Raw genomic sequence first — 19,674 nt, 5'->3', positions numbered from 1 at the left:
GTGGCAAGCCTTTTTCGTTGATGTCTTTATTATAGACCTTCAATCATGTGGTCGATTGCCGCGATGATTTCGTCATCAGAACAATCCATACACGTGCCTTTTGCAGGCATTGCATTGAAGCCTTGGATTGCGTGGTTGTTCAACACGTCTTTGCCTTGTGCAATACGCGGCGCCCAATCTCCAGCATCACCAGTCTTCGGTGCGCCGTTTACGCCAGATGCGTGACAAGCAATACAGAAAGTACCATAAACTGACGCGCCATCGCGGGGACCAGTTGGTTCTGCTTTTACTGGTTCTGCACCTGCTAGATAAACATCACCGACAGGCTTGATGCGTTCTGCGATCGCATCGTATTCAGTTTGGCTGATGTCAGAAGCTAAAGCTGCCGTAGAAAAAGTTAAGGCAGCGAACAAAACGCTAATCATTCGTCGAGACATATCCATTAAACCCACTTCACATTCCAAAGGTAAGTGACTTACCTATTTATATAGTTAGAGTATTTAGCGCGGTTAGAGACAGTTTCGATGCATGGCTTGAATACTATGCAGAATACCATCTCTAACAGTCTAAAGTGATTGAACAATCTGGTTGCGACTGTTAAATCAATGTAAATAATGGGTGATTATATCCCGATAAGTTGTTGCAATAAACAACAAGTTATCCATGACAGGGCGTGAATCACATCAAAAATTCACTTTAAAGGCAGATAACTGTCGAAAAAGAGACCAAACGAGAAAAAAAGTAAAAAAAGTACTAGACGGCATAGTGTGATATCCGTATTATTCCTCTCCGCCGATGGGGCATGCGCCCGTAGCTCAGTTGGATAGAGCGTTGGCCTCCGGAGCCAAAGGTCGAAGGTTCGAATCCTTTCGGGCGTGCCATTCCGGAATACAAATTAACGGCACAAAATAGTGGTGGCTATAGCTCAGTTGGTAGAGCCCTGGATTGTGATTCCGGTGGTCGCGAGTTCGAATCTCGTTAGCCACCCCATTATTTAGGTCACTCATTAAATTAATGAAGTTTCCAGTTTTGATTCAGATATCCCAAGAGTCGAAACAAAATTCGTCGGTGAATAGCGCAGCTTGGTAGCGCATCTGGTTTGGGACCAGAGGGTCGGGGGTTCGAATCCCTCTTCACCGACCACTATTTAGTTTATGGCTATAATAGAGCGGTAAACAGTAAAAATTGATGGTGGCTATAGCTCAGTTGGTAGAGCCCTGGATTGTGATTCCGGTGGTCGCGAGTTCGAATCTCGTTAGCCACCCCATTAATTTAGGTGACTTCTTAGTTGAAGTATCCAGTCTGATTTGAGAGAATCAGCAAATACAGTTCGGTGAATAGCGCAGCTTGGTAGCGCATCTGGTTTGGGACCAGAGGGTCGGGGGTTCGAATCCCTCTTCACCGACCACTATTAGAAAGCCTGCTTTTTAGCAGGCTTTCGTCGTTTTATAGCTTATGATCTCGCTTGGACTAGATAAGTCGGCAGTATTTCAATGGGTTTGAACTCAAGTGGGGTTCGCCTGAAGCTAGAATATGGCTCTCCATCGACCGCTATTTGAAGCCTCAGTCGAAAGACTGGGGCTTTTGCATTTCTTACTCTCAAAAGCTCTCACTTCATTTTCAATTCCACCAAAATGTACAGCTCTGGGAGCTTTTGACCACCCATGATCCAAATGCTTTTCGAGCTGACAAAAGAAACCCCAGCACGGTGGCTGGGGCTTTGTATTTCTTGAGTTGAACGCTTTATTGAGCGAGCGTTTTTAAAATTTCTTTGAGCTCAACCGTCTCTTTCACTTCATAGTTTGGCTTGATATCGGTGGGATTTGCTGCGCCTGCCTCGTTGACCCATACACTCAGAATGCCCATATTGTTGGCACCCGCAATATCGGCTGGTAGAGAATCACCAATATGAATCGCTTCTTCTGGTTTCGCGCCAACAAGGTTGAGTGCTTTATGGAAGATACTTGCAGCAGGTTTCTCTTCAGGCTCTTCGCCACCAACGATAATGTGATCAACCCATTCGCTCATTTGTGTTGCTTTGAGTTTTGGATGCTGGGAGAAGATAGGGCCGTTAGTGATCACCACCAATTTGTAGTGTTGGCGTAGCTCAGTCAGCATTTCCTTCACGTTTGGGAAGAAGGTAAAAGCACCCATTCGAGCTGAATCGAAGAAGCTTTGTGCCTGCTGAGCTTGTTCTGCATCGATCTCGATACCTTGTTCTGCCAAGATGGTTTGGATTAAACCGCAGCGGAACGCATTTTCATCTGGCAGTAGAGCAATAAGCTGAGGGAATTCGTCGTTTAGCTTCTTATACACACCTTGTAAGTAGCGTTGCACGAAGGCCGTGGAGTCAGCGACCTGAGGGTAAGTTTGAGCAATCCAATCGGCAAACTCTTGTCCTGCTACTTTATCGGCTTGAGATGTGCCACATAAAGTCTCGTCCATATCAAAAAAAATCGCTTTAAGCACAGGGGCTCCTTCATTCACTACTCGACGTTAGAGTTTGATTATCTCTTATCTCACTCAAAATGACAGTGGAAAGCGCAAAACTGATGGCTGATCTTTTCTTTTCCCCCACCAAAGCCCCCAGTTCAGAGAGCGTTTTCAATCGATAGAAAATTAGCTTAATCACAAAATCGCATAACTGACGCATAACCTAGGTTAGGTGACAGATTTCATTTGTTTTGCAGATCTGCTCACGTTTTCACCTCTATGTGTGTAGGGGAATTTTGGCTTTTTATGTATGCAGACTATTTTGTTAGTAACATTTTATGTCGAAAAATCCTAATAAGAACGGAATATTGTTTGGTAAATGTTAATAATGGCGTGTGAATAATAGGGATACTATCAATAGTGAGTTTATGCGTAAATTTAGAGCATTTTTCTGTTTTTATTGGTGCGTAACGCACAAAAATGGTGTGCTATGAAAATGGTTAAATACTTGTTAATGCATTTCTATTCGCTCATTGTGCGTGTAAATAATGTTTTTTAGGCGGAATATACTTTAATTGTTGCTTTTTTGTGTAATTTTTGCCAAATTGTCTCCGCATTAAGATTTCAGAGTATTATTCTGAATTTGAACGGATTCATTCAGGTGATGAATGGCGCTTTTATTGCGCGATTCGATACCACAGACAAGGCAGTAGAGGTCTGAAATGTCACTATTAGAGGTGAAAAACCTTCGTATTGAATATCCATCCCGTCACGGTGTCCATGCGGCCGTGAAATCGCTTTCTTTTCATATCGATCGTGGCGAAATTGTGGGTGTTGTTGGCGAATCAGGTGCGGGTAAATCCACCGTTGGTAACGCCGTTATTGATTTGCTTAGCCCTCCGGGTCGTGTTGCCAGTGGCGATGTGTACCTTGATGGGGAGAAAATTTCTGGTTTAACACCGGAAGCGATGCGTAAGGTTCGCGGCTCTAAGATTGGCTTTATCTTCCAAGATCCAATGACCTCGCTTAACCCTCTATTCACGGTTGAGCAGCAACTAAAAGAGACCATCCACGCCAACATGAAGGTGTCGGATGAAGAGGCGTATCAACGCGCGCTTTCTCTAATGCAGCAGGTTGGCATTCCGCAACCTGAAAACCGTCTTAAACAGTACCCACACCAATTCTCTGGCGGTATGCGTCAGCGTGTGGTTATTGCTATCGCACTGGCTGGTGAGCCAGATCTGATCATTGCCGATGAGCCAACTACGGCACTCGACGTATCAATCCAAGACCAAATCCTAAACCTTATCCGTGAACTGTGTATCAAGAACAACGTAGGTTGTATGTTGGTGACGCACGACATGGGCGTGGTTTCAAACGTGACTGACCGCGTTGCGGTAATGTACCGTGGTGATTTGGTTGAATTTGGCCCAACCGCTAAGGTATTGGGCGATCCTGACCACCCATACACACGCAGCTTGATTTCTGCGGTTCCTCGTTCTGACATTAAACTCGATCGCTTCCCACTAGTGAGCTACATCGAAGAAGCGACAGAGCTACAAGAACTGGATATCAAGAACCACTGGCTAGGTCAAAGCCAAGACCAACGCGACTACACTGGCCCTCTATTGGATGTGAAGAACGTAAACCTACGCTTCGTGACCAAAGATTCGTTGTTTGAAAGCCGCCGCGAATACGTGCAGGCCTCGAACAATGTCAGCTTTGAAGTACACGAAGGCGAGACGTTTGGCTTGGTGGGTGAATCTGGCTCAGGTAAATCGACCATCGCACGTGTGATTGCTGGTTTGTACGAACCAAACTCAGGCCAAGTAAGCTTTGAAGGCATTGACCTAACGGCGCTGAAATCAGAAAAAGCGCGTCGTCCACTGCGTCGTCAAATGCAGATGGTCTTCCAAAACCCATACACTTCAATGAACCCGCGTATGAAGATTTTCGACATCATCGCGGAGCCAATTCGTTTCCATAAGCTCACTAAGAATGAAGCGGAAACGCGTCAGATTGTGAATGACCTGCTTGATCACGTAGGTTTGGGCAAAATGGCGGGCGTGAAATACCCTCATGAATTCTCCGGTGGTCAGCGTCAGCGTATTTCTATTGCGCGTGCACTGGCGACCCGTCCTCGATTACTGATTTGTGACGAACCAACATCAGCGTTGGATGTATCGGTACAGGCACAAATTCTGAACTTGCTAAAAGATCTGCAAAGTGAGCTCAACCTCACCATGTTGTTTATCAGCCACGACTTACCGGTTATTCGCCAAATGTGTGACCGAGTGGGTGTGATGCAGATGGGTACGCTACTGGAAGTGGCGCCAACTGAGCAGCTATTTACCGCTCCTCAGCATGAATACAGCAAGAAACTGATTTCTCTGATGCCTGAATTCACAGGTTTGAGAGAAGAAATCAAAACGGCATAAACCAAGTTTTTCGCTTGGCTGACCATCAAGGTCAACAAACCTTAGTCATAACAAAGACGCAAACACAACAAGGGATTCGAATTCCCGCATGAAGGAGTTATGCAAATGAAAACCATGAAAAGCAAATTAGCAGTGGCGCTAATGGCAGCGGGCCTAAGCTTTAACGCAATGGCAGCAGATATCAAAGTTGGCTACGCAGCTGACCCAGTATCGCTAGACCCGCATGAGCAGCTATCAGGCGGTACGCTGCAAATGTCACACATGGTATTTGATCCACTAGTTCGTTTCACACAAGACATGGACTTTGAACCTCGTCTAGCAGAAAGCTGGGAACGTGTGAACGATACAACGGTACGTTTCAAGCTACGCCAAGGTGTTAAGTTCCACTCTGGTAACGACATGACGGCGGACGACGTAGTATGGACTTTCGAGCGTCTACAAAGCTCTCCAGATTTCAAAGCTATCTTCGACCCGTACGAAAAAATCGTGAAGGTTGACGACTACACAGTGGATCTAGTGACTAAAGGGCCTTACCCGCTTGTGCTGCAAACGGCGACTTACATCTTCCCAATGGACAGCAAGTTCTACTCTGGTAAGACAGAAGATGGTAAAGACAAGTCTGAGCTAGTGAAGCACGGTAACTCATTTGCATCGACTAACGTATCTGGCACGGGTCCATTCATTGTGACTTCTCGTGAGCAGGGCGTAAAAGTGGAATTCGAACGCTTTAAAGACTACTGGGATAAAGAGTCGAAAGGTAACGTTGATAAGCTAACGCTTGTACCAATTAAAGAAGACGCAACTCGTGTAGCTGCGCTACTTTCTGGCGGCGTTGACATGATTCACCCAGTAGCGCCAAACGATCACAAACGTGTGAAAGATGCAGACGGCATCGACCTAGTCACGCTACCTGGTACTCGTATCATCACGTTCCAACTAAACCAAAACAGCAACGAAGCACTGAAAGACGTTCGCGTTCGCCAAGCGATTGTTCACGCAATCAATAACGAAGGCATCGTGAAGAAAATCATGAAAGGCTTCGCAACGGCGGCTGGTCAGCAAAGCCCTGCAGGTTACGTAGGTCACGATGACAAACTGGTTCCTCGCTACGATCTGAAGAAAGCGAAAGAACTGATGAAAGAAGCGGGCTACGAAGATGGCCTAACGCTAACGATGATCGCGCCAAACAACCGTTACGTGAACGATGCGAAAGTCGCGCAAGCGGCGGCGGCAATGCTGTCTAAGATCGGCATCAAGGTTGATCTGAAGACGATGCCTAAAGCGCAATACTGGCCAGAGTTCGACAAGTGTGCGGCAGACATGCTGATGATCGGTTGGCACTCAGATACGGAAGATTCAGCGAACTTCAACGAGTTCCTAACTATGACTCGTAACGAAGATACAGGCCGTGGTCAGTACAACTGTGGTTACTACTCAAACCCAGAAATGGATAAAGTGGTTGAAGCAGCGAACGTAGAAACGGATCCAGCGAAACGTGCAGCAATGCTGAAAGGTGTAGAAGCGACGCTATACAACGACGCAGCATTCGTACCGCTACACTGGCAAAGTGAAGCGTGGGGCGCGAAGTCTAACGTGAAAGCGGCAGACATCGTTAACCCAATGGTAATGCCTTACTTCGGTGACCTAGTGGTTGAATAATCACGGTTAGTCGATTTTGAGGAGGGATAGGTGTCCCTCCTCAACTTAAAGCACTCGACTCAGTTTTGTTTCAGTCGGACTGAGTTGGTTTTACAGACTGAATTTTCTCTCTGAATAGAGATCTATGGATAGTTAAGGGGCAAGGAATGTTTTCGTTTCTGGTCAAGCGCCTGTTTCAGGCACTGATAGTGATGTTTGTGATCAGTTTGGTGGCGTTTGCCATTCAGGATAACCTGGGTGACCCGCTGCGTGAGCTTGTAGGTCAGTCGGTTTCAGAATCGGAGCGCCAAGCGCTGCGTGACGAACTGGGCCTGAACGATCCCTTTATCACAAAGTACACTCGCTTTGTGGGCAATGCACTGCAAGGTGATTTAGGTACATCTTACTTCTTCAAGCGACCTGCGGTTGAGGTGATTCTCGATAAGCTGGTGGCTACGCTAGAGCTCGTGTTTGGTGCGACGCTCATCATTATTGTTTTTTCTATACCGCTTGGGGTGTATTCCGCGATCCATCCTAAGAGTATTTTTACGAAATTCGTCATGGCGATGAGTAGTGTGGGTATCTCGATTCCGGTGTTCTTAACCGCAATCATGCTGATGTATGTCTTCTCCATAGAACTCGGTTGGCTACCTTCCTACGGACGGGGCGATACCGCTAATGTGCTTGGTTGGGAATCTGGCTTCTTTACCATTGATGGTATCAAGCACCTTATCCTGCCGTGTATTGCGCTAGCGTCTATCATGCTGCCGTTGTTCATCCGTCTGGTACGTTCAGAAATGCTGGAAGTACTGAGCTCGGAATACATTAAGTTCGCCAAAGCAAAAGGCCTGAACTTACAAAAGATTTATTACCAACATGCACTTAAGAACACCATGTTACCTGTATTGACGGTCGGTGGTGTGCAGATTGGTACTATGGTGGCTTACACCATTCTTACTGAAACCGTGTTCCAATGGCCGGGCACTGGCTTCCTTTTCCTAGAGGCAATCAACCGTGTAGATACACCGCTGATCACTGCCTACGTTATCTTTGTTGGTCTGATCTTTGTGGTAACCAATACCATCGTTGACTTGCTGTACGGCATCATCAACCCAACTGTGAACCTAACTGGAAAAGGAGCTTAATCATGAGCCAATCAAATGTAACACCAGCTCCTGCACCGTCAGCGTGGCAGCGTTTCAAAGAGTCAGATTTTCTGTATTACTTCAAGCGCGACAAAGTTGCGATGGCAAGTTTTACCGTCTTTATGATGTTCTTAGTGTTGGCGTTGGCCGCACCAATTCTGGCACCGACAGACCCGTACGATCTGACGTCCATCGACATCATGGATTCTGAGTTGCCACCGTCTTGGATGGAAGATGGCGATGAGCGCTTTGTGTTAGGTACCGATGAGCAAGGCCGCGATATTTTATCGACCATTCTTTACGGCTCTCGCTTGTCTCTGACTATCGGCTTTCTTGCGGTTGGTCTTCAGTTAGTACTGGGCATCATCATTGGCTTGTCTGCGGGTTACTTCGGCGGCCGTATTGATAGCTTCTTGATGCGTTTTGCTGATGTGCAGTTGTCGTTCTCGACCATGATGGTGGCGATCATTGTCTCGGCAATCTTCAAAGCCAGCTTTGGCAGTGATTTTTACAGCCAATACGCGGTGGTCATGCTGGTGGTGATCATCGGCGTGGCAGAATGGCCGCAATACGCACGTACCATTCGTGCTTCGGTATTGGCAGAGAAGAAGAAAGAATATGTCGAAGCGGCGCGTGTGATGGGCTTTAAAGCGCCGCGCATCATGTTCCGTCACATTCTGCCGAACTGTCTATCGCCAATCTTGGTTATCTCGACAGTACAGGTAGCGAACGCGATCATGTCGGAAGCGGCACTGTCATTCCTAGGCTTAGGTCTTCCGGTAGACCAGCCGTCTCTAGGCGCGCTAATCAGCATTGGCTTTAACTACATCTTCTCTGGTGCATGGTGGATTACGGCCTTCCCAGGTATCGTGCTAGTAACGCTGGTACTGGTTATCAACCTATTAGGCGACTGGTTGCGTGACGTGTTCAACCCGAAAATCTACAAGGGTTAATCACTAAAATACGCACTTATACGTTGCCTATTTCATAAAATTCTTTCTAAACTGAGAGCCGGATGCAATTCCGGCTCTTTTTTTGCTTATCACTTTTTATTCATGTTTTATTGACGCTTTGTCGCGATAATTTCATCACCTACTGTTCAGAGTGAAGCGTATGGAAATGAAGAAGGCACAACATTCCTCTCGTATCGTCCAATCCGGCTTGAGCCTTGGATTGCTGTTGGCGTGCGCCCAATTTTCGACACCGGTACTTGCGGAGGGTTTTCTTTGCCAAGCCTCTCAAGCGAGTAACAAAGAACTGCCAGTACTTGAGCAATCTTGTCCGATCGGGAAAGGGGTATGGGGAAAGAAAGTGCCGCAGGGAGGCAATGATTTCTTCTGGATCCAGTGTGGTCTATTGCCAAAACCGATGTCTTTAGCCAAAGCCAAGCCGATCTACGGCAAAATCACCACCGATGTTTGGATGAAGCCAGAGCAAAAAGGCTACCGATGTCTTATTGGTCCTTATACTGAATTTGCCAAAGCCTCGCAGGATTTACAGCGAGTCAAAACCTTGTCGACCTATAAAGAAGCCTTCATTCGTGTGGTTGGCAAAGGTACGTCAGAGCCGGTGAAGCAAACTAAGCCAATGCCGAAGCCTGCCGCGAAGGCAAAGCCTGTGACACCCGTTGCTCCAGTAGCCGCGACTCGCCCGAATACGGACGCTTTCAAAGCTAAAGAGACGCCTGCTAAGGCAGCACCGAAGCAAGCTTCTCAACCAGCGGCGAAACCGACTCAAGCGCCTAAACCTGCTCAGCCTATTATCAGTAACGATACAGTGCAGGTACGATTGAAGACGATTCTGCAAGGTAAAACGTTTGTGGTGCCTTACTTGGTCGAGAACAACAACCAGTTCTACATGGAACATGGAAAGCCTTGGAACCGCTTAAACTATGCGAGCTCGAAAAAGGTCTGTCAGCAACTAAGTATGGACTTGGCGAGTGTCTCGGACTTCAAAACACTGCGTGCATCAGGGGTGATGGAGAAAGACAATTGGCCGCTGCAGTTGCCTTACTGGGGTAAAGATAAAAAGGGCTTGTTTGCTGACCGAGAGCCAAATCAGCTCACGGGCACTTCGTTACTTAACGTGATTTGCGTTAAGTAATTAAACGGATACAAAAGAGCCCCGCAAGAGCGGGGCTTTGTGTTTATTGGGCTCAAAGGTTATTCGTTATCGCCTTCGCCAGTCCACTCGATACTGAATTTCACTGCTTCGACGTATTCTGCATTTTCGTCTTTGGTTTTGCCGATGAAGCTATATACGTTGCCAATCTCTAGGTTCTGAATTCCTGACAAATCAAAGTATACGCTTGCGTACTCGACTCCATTTTCAAACTGCGTACTACAGCTGCCACCGATGTAATGTTGGCTGTACGGCGTTGTTAGATCATCACCAGAGAACGTAAAACTTCTGTAGAATTCGTTGATGGTATCGCAGTTAAAGTCTTTACCTTCTACGTCAAAATTCATGTACGCCTTGTAGCTTTGTGGGCCCTCAACTAAAGCAAAGCTCACCATGCCTAGATCGTAAGTGTTGTCTTGTTCTGCTGGTAGGTACATGTAGCCAAAACGTTTGTCGTAGCTATCATCCGATTTCACTTGAATGCGAGCTTCTGCATCAGACTCATCAGCAAAGTATGTGTAGCGTTCAGCCGTCTCGTTTAATGCGATAGGGCGATGAACGATGGTCTTTGCGCCTTGAGCTAGGTCATCGGCATTACCAGCAACATCAACTTCAAAAGATTCTGTCAGTGACTCACCATCTTCTTCAAATTTAAATGTTGCGATCAGGCGTCCATTTTCAACTTTGTAGGTCGCATCTTCCATTTGGGTGTCGGCATCAGTACATTCTGTGCGGTTTTCTGAACTGCGAACGTTACCGTAAACAATACCGCCTTCAAACTTGATTGATTCACACCATACACGAGAGTAGTCGAACTCATCGTTATCATTACCATCATCAGAGCCGTGCTCTAAGTAGTACCAAGTTTTGCCTTCTAGTGGGTGAGCTGCTGGCGGCGGCGTAGTGCCTTCTTTCACTTCTGGTAGTTTAAAGGTTACGCGAGCCTTGCCATCTTCGTTATCTTCTACGTTAACGGTAAAAGTTTGGCCTGCAGCGTAAGCTTTTTCTGGTGTACCTTCGATAGTGATGATTGCGTTGTCGTTTTCATCGATAGACAAGCCGTCGATAGAGATCGATTCCGCTGTATACTCTTCTAGTTGGCCATCTTCGTCTTTAAATAGACCAGAGATATCAAGAGTTTGCTCGAAAGCTTCACCTTGTTGTAGCTGCCAGCCATCAACGATAGTTTGAAGGCGTTTTTGCTCTTCTTCAATGACGATTGGTGCTTGGTTTGCTGTTTCGATGTCCAGCTCAAATACAGTGCTTACAGTAGAAAGCGCTTTGCCTGCAGAATCTTTATCCTCCGCTGTTAGGATGATTTCGAACTCACCTGCTTTGGTGACTTCAGCAGCTGACAAAAGAATCAATTGGTTGCCTTCAATGCGAACTTCGATACCAGTTCCACCTAGGTTGTGAGACAGTTTAGGCGTCACCAGGTTTTGGTCTTTGTCTTTAAATAGACCTTCAATGTTCAGTTCAACACCATCGAAGCTCGCGCCTTTTACGATTTCAGGTAGGTTATCTAGCTTCTCTTCGGCTGCTTCTTCAACGTCTTCGTTAACAACAAGCTTGTTGTTGACTACGGTTTCTGGCGCTAGGTTTTCGCTTTCTGGTGTGCTGTCAGTGATCACTGGGCGTAGGTTTGGATCATTGATATCTGCACCAGACTCCACCAGACGGTCTACTTCTTGATCAGCAGCTTGCGCGAATTCAGTCGCTTTTTTCTCGTAGTTCGCAGGGTTTTGCGCTTTAGATTCAGTCAGAATCTGAGCGGTTTTATGTAGTTCGGCACTTTTATCTACACCCGAAACGAAATCGCTGTATAGGTCGATAGGTGCTTCTTCCGTACCACCAAGTGCTTGGTTTACTTTTGCTACTGCTTCTTCTTCCGTTAGCGCACTGTCGTTTGCCATTTCAATTGCAACAAGGTCAGTGATTGGTGAGATAACGTTAGAAGAGTTTGGTGCGCGGAAAACCAGTTCGTGAGCCATCGCTTGGCTTGGGTGATCCATATCTACAGTGTAAGTACCTGCGTAAGTCGGATCTAAAGCGATAAGCTGTTTCTGTTTTGCACCGTTTGGCGTGATAGTTTGCAGTGCCAGAGTACTCTCTGGTTTTGCTTTGATTTTAAGCTGACCTTTCTCATCGGTTAGACCAAGGAATGTATCATTGGTGTCCCATTGACCATTGTTGTTCAGATCTTCAAACACAACTGCATTTTTGAAGTAGCCATCAAAGCCTGTGATCACTACGCCAGCATTACCGCCGTTTGAGCCACCATCTGAACCACCACAACCTGTTAGCGCGATAGCCACTGACGCTGCTAGTAAACTCACCTTATTCATTGTTTTAATCCTTGTTTCGTTTCCGAATGAGAAAGTCGCTTTTTATTGTTTTATCTTCAAATCTCACTAGTGAGATTGGAAAAGCAGCGCATTTTGGATCGTTTTTGGAAGCAGCTTCAAGATACGAAAAACCGAAAAAAAACCGTAAAAAAACTTTGAATATTTTTTTGTTGATCAGATTAATTGTTTAAATTGTCAATAAGAGTGCTAATTATGGAATACAAAGACTTATTTTGAGTTTTTAGTTAATTTCTGAGTGGTTTTTGTCCCAATCGGATCGTGATAAATCATATTGATTTTAAACTCTTCAACTTCACTGGCGTATTGAGGGAGCGGGCGCAAAATGTAGCTATACGTTTCGCCGTGGAGAAATACATCATTGGGGTGATACTCATTATTAAATATGACGAATGCGTACGTAGACAGTTTGGGAGCCGTCTGACAATCGGCCTTATCGGAGTAGGAGATGATATCACTGAACATACCTTCTCCTGCGATGATAGAGACATCCCAAAATGGGCACATTTCATGACCAAATAGGTCGCTGTATGACGTCACTACGTTGAGATCCGAGTCAAAGCTGTCATACCACTCACCATCTTGAGCGAAGTTTCGGTCAAAAATGTAGTTGCTAGCGGTAGCAAGACGGTAACCTCCCGCAGTAGGGATAAGCAAATCAAATAGTGTGGTTTGATATAGCTTCTCCCCTGTATTGACGTTCAAACGTTCTTCCATTGAGCGTTTGTTTTTTTGCATGGTGTAGCTTTCGAAACGATTATCATCGAAGACGGTAATGAAATAGTTTTCGGTCTCTTTATGCACTCGTGAGGTGTAGACCTTTTTCGTGGTCCAAATTTGTTGTGAGCCGTTTGCTTGCACTATTAATGATTCATCGCTGATCTGATACTGGCCGACTTTCTTTAGTTCCTGCTCTTCAGGACAACGAGTTTTGTTGTTGGAAGCCGCATAAAAGACCTCTTCTTCGACAAATTTAAATGCCTCACAGTACACCACTTCATAGGCATATTTCTTTCCACCAAGCAATGTTGTGGATTCAAGACGATACACAATGCCATCGATCAGAGGGTGCTCTGTATCATTTTGTTCTTCGGCTACTGCTGGCAGTTCAAAGCGCGTGGTAACCCAAGCATGGTCTTCTGTACCATGATGGTCATCGCGCGCAGATACCGCTAAGTAAGTGGTTTGATCGAACGCTTTTGGTGCGCCTTGCAACATGATCTGCCCTTGATTGAGAACACTCAGTCCATTGGCGTTTTCCAACCAGATTCGGGTCGTGAGAAGGTCTCCCTCGGGATCTTCAAACAGTTGCTCCAATCCCAATGAGTAGTTGATAGGGTTGTTTTGCGTCAGTTCCCAACCAAAGATGATGGTTTGTAATTGCTGCTCTACCGCAAGGTTAATGATCGGTTTGCCATTGTTAGTTGCATCATTGTTTATGTTGCTACTCACGTAGGTTTGAGTCAGGTCTCCGGAGTAATTGACCACCGATGATCCAAAAGCATCTTGAACCTGTTCAGGCTGATCTGACAAGGTCGATTCGAGCGCTTTTTCAAAGGCAAGATCGTTGTTTCTTTCTAGTACAGAGGAGGTTAAGGCTTGCTTTACTTCAATCAACGAAGTGCGTTCACCTTGGGACGTTTTTCTCTTATCTAGGCCATTTTGTGCTGGCTCTATATTGGCAGCCGCAGCGGCTGTTTGTTCATCTGAAAGCCAGTAGCTTGCCATCAAGCAGACACCCAGTGCGCCTGCAATCCAGTATTTTTTCGTCATGATATTACGCGTGCGCCATTCTTGATTGCAGCCAACTGCGCGAGAACTTAAGGTCTTTTTCAATCAAACTGGCGCTGCATTCGAGCAGTTCACAGATCTCTTGGTTTTTCATGCCCATCAGGTACTTGAGCTTTAGCGCGTTAGATTGGCGTGGATAGCGCACACTAAAGTTGTCGAGCGCTTTGTCCATGATGATGAGTTGCTCGAAACGATCTTCTTCCTCCTTCATCAAGGTGATGTGTTGTCGCTTCTGCGCTTGATGGGCGCGTGCATTGTCGATCAGGATCTGGCGCATCACTTTGGCTGCCATTAAGAAGAAATCACGCTTGGTTTCAATCTCACTCATGTCGCAGCTAGACATTTTTAAATACGCATCATGAATGAGCGCCGTGGTGCTGTTTACGCTATCGGCCAGTACCTTGTTGTCGGTGCCGTATTTCTCTGCGTTGCGCTCACGTTCTTGCTGAGCAATCTTACGCAGTTGTAGGTAAGCGAATTGGTACAACTCACTTTCCGCTTTTTTATCGCCGGCTTGCCACTGTTGGATAATTTGCGTCAGGGTAGATTTAGAAGCCATGGCTATACGTCCTCACTTACTTTTACAAACTCAGAGATAGAGTGGGTTTCAATGCGGTCAGACCCATCACGATTACGGCTGATGTCTTGCTGGTAGCGATACAAAATACCTTGCTCCCAGCTCTTGCCAGCAGGCAGGTATTCCCATGTGGTGTAGTTGATTTCAGAAGGTTTTGGCGACCAACGCACCATCACGTTCATTTGCGCCAACTCGGCGCTCGCCTGATCATTGTTGACCCACCACATATCCAAATACTCGTTGGTGACATCTTGGGTGTATAGGCTGGTATCTGTCGGGCAGGTAACGGCATCAACTGGTAGACGCAAGACTTGATTGTGACGCATCAGTAGACACGATTGTTTCATCGAGTCTTGTAGGTATTGAGTTTGTTGCCACACGCCTTGGTAGGCAATTTGGCTATCGATGGAGTCAGGGTAAGTGAACCACAACATTTCAGTGCGGTTGTGGTGTTTAACATGCTCGTTTTGCCCCAAACCTTGCACTTTTTCCATCAAAAGCTGGGTACTAGGGTCGAAGTTGAGCGCGACAGAGCGATATTTCCAGTCACCATCATCGTTGTAATCTTCTAATGAGAAGCCATTGAGATCATTACGAGTACAGCCTTTATCCGCGCAGCCAACCAAGCTTTCCCATTCTGAAAACTTTTCAATCGGTTCGACAATTTCTTCGGTTACGCTCTGGTTAAGTGCTAGGAAACAGCCTTGGAAGTAGTCGCCAACACTTGGATGCTGAATCAGGCTCTCTTTAGTGATGGTGAAGTTAATCTCGCCAATTGGTGGGCGGTAACGCGGGTGGTGTTGATAGCGAATATCGAATGCACAGGCGCGACCCTGCCAATCCTTTTTCTTGATAATGATGTTCTTAAAGCGCACATCACGAGGCTCGAAAATGATTTCATCTGAGGCGAAGTTCTTTTCGATGTAGCGTTGGCTTTCATTCAGGTGTTCAACCGCTTCTTGTACCGAAACCCAATCCAAGTTGAATTGGTGTTTAGCGTCATCTAAGAAGTTGAGGTCAAGACGCTTGAGCTGCGCTTGGAAGGCAGGGTCGGATAACACCTTGTTAGCTAGTACGATTTCTTGGCGATTTTCTGGTGTGCTGTCGAGAGAGAGCAACAAGCGGGTCATGTTGATGCTGCGACTTGGCTTGGTGGTCGCCATCGTCGGAGTAAGCACTTCTTGGCTCGACATCGTGGTGAGCAAGTAGCCGTTATCGTCATTGCCTAGGAAGAAGCTGATGACATCGCCAGGACGATACTGAAATGCGCCTTTGTTTGTGTGACCAGACAGGTTGGAACTGGTTTTGTAATACAGACCAGTTACCGGTGAATCGATGAAGAAACCTTGTTTTATGGTAGGCGCTGTCGCTTCTGCCGACGGAGTCGTAGAAGTAGAGTTCGCCCATGCTGGTGCTATCGCTAACGCAGACAACCAGATCGCAATGGAACGTGTGTACATTTTAATTTTTAAGCCTTTCTTATGTTTAGCCTTACTGTTGAGTGCGGTCCTTTGGTGCACAATTTGGCTGACAACTTATTGATTTAGTGAGGTGCTTCTCTGGCACCGGTGTCATCATCGCCAACAGCATTTTCTGTTTTATGTGTTTGGGGATATCTGGGTTAGACAGAATCCGCCTGCGTGTCAGTTCCATCATGGCACTGACGGACATATGCTCGACGTTTTGCCCTTTGGCATGAAAGACAAGGCGCGTCACTTCGTACATGATGTCTTCTGCAATCTTCTTCTCTTGTTGCAGTTGTATGTTCTTTTGAATCAGAGTGTTACCAAACAGCAAACCAGATAACACTAAGATTGCGGACAACAGCGACGGCAGCGGTCGGCGTTGTACTAAACGAAGCGTACTGTACAGTGGCCAGTGCTTCTTTTGCTCTATTGGGCGTCGTTCTAAAATACATTCAATATCTTGGCGCAGTGTCCGAACATTGAGGTAGCGCTGCTTTGCTTTGGTCCGCGTTGCGCGTCTCACCACCCAATAAATATCCGTCCACATTGGCTGATCAGGAAACATCAGCGCCAGAATCTTACCCAGTGAATACACATCACTTTGCTCAGTCAAAAACGCTCCGGCTTGCTGTTCTGGACTGGCGTATTTTTCACTGAAGGCGATCAATACTGGAGACGCATCATCACTGCTTGATTGCACTTTTTGTGTCAGGTTGAAATCGAGCAGTTTTGGTCGTTTATTGCGATCAATTAGGATGTTTTCTGGTTTGAGATCCGCATGCAGGACTTGATGCTGGTGGGCGTGTTCCATTGCCTGACAAATCTGCTTAAACAGCAACAACTTGTCATCGTCTTCCATTGGCGTGAGCAACAAATACGAGTCTAAGGTCTGACCAAAAACGCGTTCCATCACGATGTAAACCGAATCACCGTGCAAGCCGCCATCAAACACTTTGGCAATGTAAGGATGGTTCAAACGAGCCAGAAGCTGAGCTTCATCAAACAGCGCGCGTTTGCCTAATACATTACTGAGATTGGTTTGAATGAACTTGATCGCAAGGTCTTGCTCGAACGTCTCGTCAGCGCGCAGTGCCGCATACACCACCCCCATACCTCCACGCCCTAACTCGTGGGTGAGTCGGTACTTGCTAACTTCTTCGCCCGTTAGGTCGACCTCTTGTTTGGTTGCCAAATTCGCACCGAAGCCGAGCAACTGTGTCAGTTGTTCTTCTTCGTTTTCACTTGCTAAAAGAGGGGCAACTTGGAGGTAAAGCTCAGGTTGACTCTGCTGCAATTCGTTGAGGTATTGCTGCTTTTGAGAGTCGTCCAGATCAAGCAGGTGATAGTAAATCTGGGTTTCGCTAGAGCCTAACTGCACTGTACTTCGTATCTTATTGTTTTAGGTACGCTATTTTATAAGAAACTCAATATTAATGTCATTTATTTATTCAGCTTTGAATCACAATGTTGGAATTGCAATTTGATGGTTATTTGAGCGGTAAGATTATGATTTTATTAATGATGTAGCAGATGGATTTTGCCGAGCTTGTCGACGAGGAGTCTATTCGTCATAATGTTACTAGTAACATTACTGATAAATTAGATATTTATGGCTCAGCAGAATAAGAAAGCACGAACGACATTGCAGGATGTCGCAGACAAAGTTGGCGTAACAAAAATGACCGTCTCGCGTTACATGCGCAATCCAGACTCAGTGGCAGAAAAAACGCGAGTGAAAATTGCCGCTGTAATTGAAGAGATGGGCTACATCGAAAACCGTGCTCCGGCGATGCTGTCGAAGTCTTCCAGTAAAGCGATTGGTATTTTACTGCCTTCACTGTCCAACCAAATTTTTGCGTCTTTTGTTCAGGGCATTGAAACGGTCACTAAAGCTAATGGCTATGAAACACTGCTTGCGCACTTTAGTTATGACGAGCTGGAAGAAGAACGCAAAATCGCGTCGCTGCTCTCTTATCAAGTTGACGGCTTAATTCTAACTGAAAGCCATCACACTCAACGCACTTTGCAGATGATCAAAAACGCTGGCGTTCCTGTGGTAGAGACCATGGAACTACCAGAGCAGCCGATTGATATGGCGGTTGGCATGGATCACGAAGACGCTTCTTACAGCGTCGTAAAGCGCATGTTGGAATCGGGTAAACGTACGATTGTTTACTTCGGTGCTCGCTTGGATACGCGTACTAAATTGCGTATGCAAGGCTACGATCGCGCGATGACGGAAGCAGGGTTGGAGCCAAAACATGTGCTAACAGGTGATCACTCAAGCTTTTCGCTAGCGCATGATTTACTGGAGCGTGCACTGACAACCTACCCAGAACTTGATGGCGTATTTTGTACCAACGACGACATCGCAATTGGTACCTTGTTGAGTGCTCAGCAGCGCGGCATCAAAGTGCCAGATCAACTTGCGGTGGTGGGTTACAACGCATTAGACATCGGACAAACTATCAGCCCGAAACTGACCAGTGTGGATACACCGCGTTTCGAGATTGGTGAGAAAAGTGCCGAGCTACTGATTGCGCGCCTCAAGGGTGAAGAGCAAGCCGAGACGGTCGTGAACATGGGCTATCAAATTACGGCGGGCGAAAGCGTCTAACTCACTCACGTTTATCTTTCATCATTCGTTTCTGATAAGGACACGGGCATGCCACATCAACTTGATGCGTTAGATCTGAATTTAATGCGCTTACTTAAAGCCGTGGTGGATAACCGCAGCATCAAGTTGGCTGCGATGCAGCTTGGCATTTCGCAACCCAGTGCCAGCCGTGGGGTGATGAAACTCAAAGACGTGTTTGATGATCCGCTGTTTGTGCGTAAAGCCCATGGGGTAGAGCCATCCCCAATGGCGATTCGCTTAGCGGCGGAGTTCGATAACATGCTGTCGCCGCTAGAAAAAGTAGTGCAGGAGTTTTCGGACTTTGACCCACTCGAATACCAAGGTCAGATTGCGATTGTGACCGACCCTTATTTGATGGACGAACAAGGTCAGCGTTTATTGCGTGGTTGCCATCAGGCGTTTCCTCAAGCCTCGTTTGCCTTCTCAAGCTGGAACATTTATTCCCAAGACGAGATGCTAGAGGGCGAACACGATTACTGCATTCTCGACCAAGAAACCGAGTTGTCGAAAGACATCTACATGCGCCCTCTATTTGTTGAAAAGCGCGTGATTTTGGCGCGTAAAGACCATCCGACGTTGTCGCCAATCAGCAATGATTGGGATACGGTGTCGAAATTGCCACTGGTTTCTTTGCCTGCACCAGCATCCTACAACCCGTTGTGTACGGTGGAATCGGAATATCGCCGCATGGGTTACGAACCCGTTGTATTGCTCAAGTCCTACAACTTGCGCGTCGCTTGCCAAATGTTGCTTGAGACCGATGCCATCATGTATGCCAGCCAAAGTACTGCACATTTGATGCACGAGCTTGCCTCTTATCCAATGCCGATGGTCAACCGCGAGTTCAGCCAATTTGTTGTTTCGGGCGGTTATTTACAGACCTACCGTAATCATCCATTGCACCGCCATTTGCACCACGTGGTGCAGCAAACCCTCAATACACCATTAACGTGATCGGATTAGCAAACTGTCCTTTAAGATATTCAAAAATGAATATCTCAATTACCTGTCTGTTTCGCTGAAGAAGGGCTAATCTGACTACAAATAGTCAGGAGAAGCGGCTC

At 46.4% G+C, this 19,674-nt stretch carries 14 protein-coding genes and 5 tRNA genes; 12 read left to right on the top strand and 7 right to left on the bottom strand.

Annotated features, from left to right (window positions below; all coding sequences use genetic code 11):
• Positions 1-29 precede the first annotated feature (29 nt).
• Positions 30-443, bottom strand: coding sequence for a c-type cytochrome (locus QTO06_RS05330; protein ID WP_010444846.1), 414 nt, complete (start codon positions 441-443; stop codon positions 30-32).
• Between the two features lie 361 nt (positions 444-804).
• Between QTO06_RS05330 and QTO06_RS05325 the strand changes: the two genes are divergently transcribed.
• The 5 genes from QTO06_RS05325 (at position 805) to QTO06_RS05305 (ending at position 1,408) form a co-directional block, all read left to right on the top strand.
• Positions 805-881: transfer RNA gene (locus QTO06_RS05325), tRNA-Arg, on the top strand.
• A 33-nt stretch (positions 882-914) separates the two neighbouring features.
• Positions 915-990, top strand: a tRNA-His gene (locus tag QTO06_RS05320).
• A 76-nt stretch (positions 991-1,066) separates the two neighbouring features.
• Positions 1,067-1,143 (top strand) — tRNA-Pro (locus QTO06_RS05315).
• 48 nt (positions 1,144-1,191) lie between these two features.
• A tRNA-His gene (locus tag QTO06_RS05310) sits at positions 1,192-1,267 on the top strand.
• A gap of 64 nt (positions 1,268-1,331) precedes the next feature.
• Positions 1,332-1,408, top strand: a tRNA-Pro gene (locus tag QTO06_RS05305).
• Between the two features lie 335 nt (positions 1,409-1,743).
• On the opposite strand, the gene QTO06_RS05300 is transcribed toward QTO06_RS05305, so the two are convergent.
• Positions 1,744-2,469 carry an HAD family hydrolase gene (locus QTO06_RS05300; RefSeq protein ID WP_331407073.1) on the bottom strand — a complete coding sequence of 242 codons (726 nt, stop codon included), beginning with the start codon at positions 2,467-2,469 and terminating at the stop codon, positions 1,744-1,746.
• Between the two features lie 686 nt (positions 2,470-3,155).
• Here QTO06_RS05300 and QTO06_RS05295 point away from each other — a divergent pair.
• The 5 genes from QTO06_RS05295 to QTO06_RS05275 all read left to right on the top strand — a co-directional run bounded on the left by QTO06_RS05295 (position 3,156) and on the right by QTO06_RS05275 (position 9,757).
• Entirely contained in the window at positions 3,156-4,871 is a 1,716-nt protein-coding gene (locus QTO06_RS05295; protein WP_132698458.1) for an ABC transporter ATP-binding protein, read from the top strand.
• A gap of 105 nt (positions 4,872-4,976) precedes the next feature.
• A complete protein-coding gene (locus tag QTO06_RS05290) occupies positions 4,977-6,530 on the top strand; it encodes an ABC transporter substrate-binding protein (RefSeq protein ID WP_331407072.1) in 1,554 nt (517 codons plus the stop codon).
• Between the two features lie 146 nt (positions 6,531-6,676).
• Positions 6,677-7,654 (top strand): ABC transporter permease, encoded by a 978-nt coding sequence (locus QTO06_RS05285; RefSeq protein ID WP_331407071.1) that lies wholly within the window; start codon positions 6,677-6,679, stop codon positions 7,652-7,654.
• A 2-nt stretch (positions 7,655-7,656) separates the two neighbouring features.
• Positions 7,657-8,607, top strand: coding sequence for an ABC transporter permease (locus QTO06_RS05280; protein ID WP_103410377.1), 951 nt, complete (start codon positions 7,657-7,659; stop codon positions 8,605-8,607).
• A 160-nt stretch (positions 8,608-8,767) separates the two neighbouring features.
• Complete coding sequence (locus QTO06_RS05275) at positions 8,768-9,757, top strand: SPOR domain-containing protein (protein ID WP_054823185.1); 990 nt, start codon at positions 8,768-8,770, stop codon at positions 9,755-9,757.
• Positions 9,758-9,816: 59 nt separating this feature from the next.
• Here QTO06_RS05275 and QTO06_RS05270 read toward each other — a convergent pair whose 3' ends face one another.
• From QTO06_RS05270 to QTO06_RS05250, 5 genes are all read right to left on the bottom strand, one after another.
• Positions 9,817-12,120, bottom strand: a complete 2,304-nt coding sequence (locus tag QTO06_RS05270) for a hypothetical protein (RefSeq protein WP_331407070.1) — start codon at positions 12,118-12,120, stop codon at positions 9,817-9,819.
• Positions 12,121-12,348: 228 nt separating this feature from the next.
• Complete coding sequence (locus QTO06_RS05265) at positions 12,349-13,911, bottom strand: hypothetical protein (protein ID WP_331407069.1); 1,563 nt, start codon at positions 13,909-13,911, stop codon at positions 12,349-12,351.
• Between the two features lie 4 nt (positions 13,912-13,915).
• Positions 13,916-14,488 (bottom strand): sigma-70 family RNA polymerase sigma factor, encoded by a 573-nt coding sequence (locus QTO06_RS05260; protein ID WP_005434622.1) that lies wholly within the window; start codon positions 14,486-14,488, stop codon positions 13,916-13,918.
• Positions 14,489-14,490: 2 nt separating this feature from the next.
• The gene (locus tag QTO06_RS05255; RefSeq protein ID WP_331407068.1) at positions 14,491-15,966 is read right to left on the bottom strand and encodes a chromosome partitioning protein ParA; all 1,476 of its coding nucleotides are present in this window, start codon (positions 15,964-15,966) and stop codon (positions 14,491-14,493) included.
• 31 nt (positions 15,967-15,997) lie between these two features.
• Positions 15,998-17,350 (bottom strand): serine/threonine-protein kinase, encoded by a 1,353-nt coding sequence (locus QTO06_RS05250; protein ID WP_331407067.1) that lies wholly within the window; start codon positions 17,348-17,350, stop codon positions 15,998-16,000.
• A gap of 231 nt (positions 17,351-17,581) precedes the next feature.
• On the opposite strand from QTO06_RS05250, the gene QTO06_RS05245 reads away from it, so the two are divergent.
• Together QTO06_RS05245 and QTO06_RS05240 are read left to right on the top strand one after the other, a co-directional pair.
• Positions 17,582-18,589: a LacI family DNA-binding transcriptional regulator gene (locus tag QTO06_RS05245; RefSeq protein ID WP_009699063.1), complete on the top strand. Its 1,008-nt coding sequence runs from the start codon at positions 17,582-17,584 to the stop codon at positions 18,587-18,589.
• A 48-nt stretch (positions 18,590-18,637) separates the two neighbouring features.
• Entirely contained in the window at positions 18,638-19,564 is a 927-nt protein-coding gene (locus QTO06_RS05240) for a LysR family transcriptional regulator (protein ID WP_331407066.1), read from the top strand.
• Positions 19,565-19,674 lie beyond the last annotated feature (110 nt).

The organism is Vibrio sp. M260121 (genome assembly GCF_036533715.1).
Classification (GTDB): Bacteria; Pseudomonadota; Gammaproteobacteria; order Enterobacterales; family Vibrionaceae; genus Vibrio.
This window is presented reverse-complemented; position numbering and strand designations above follow the sequence as displayed.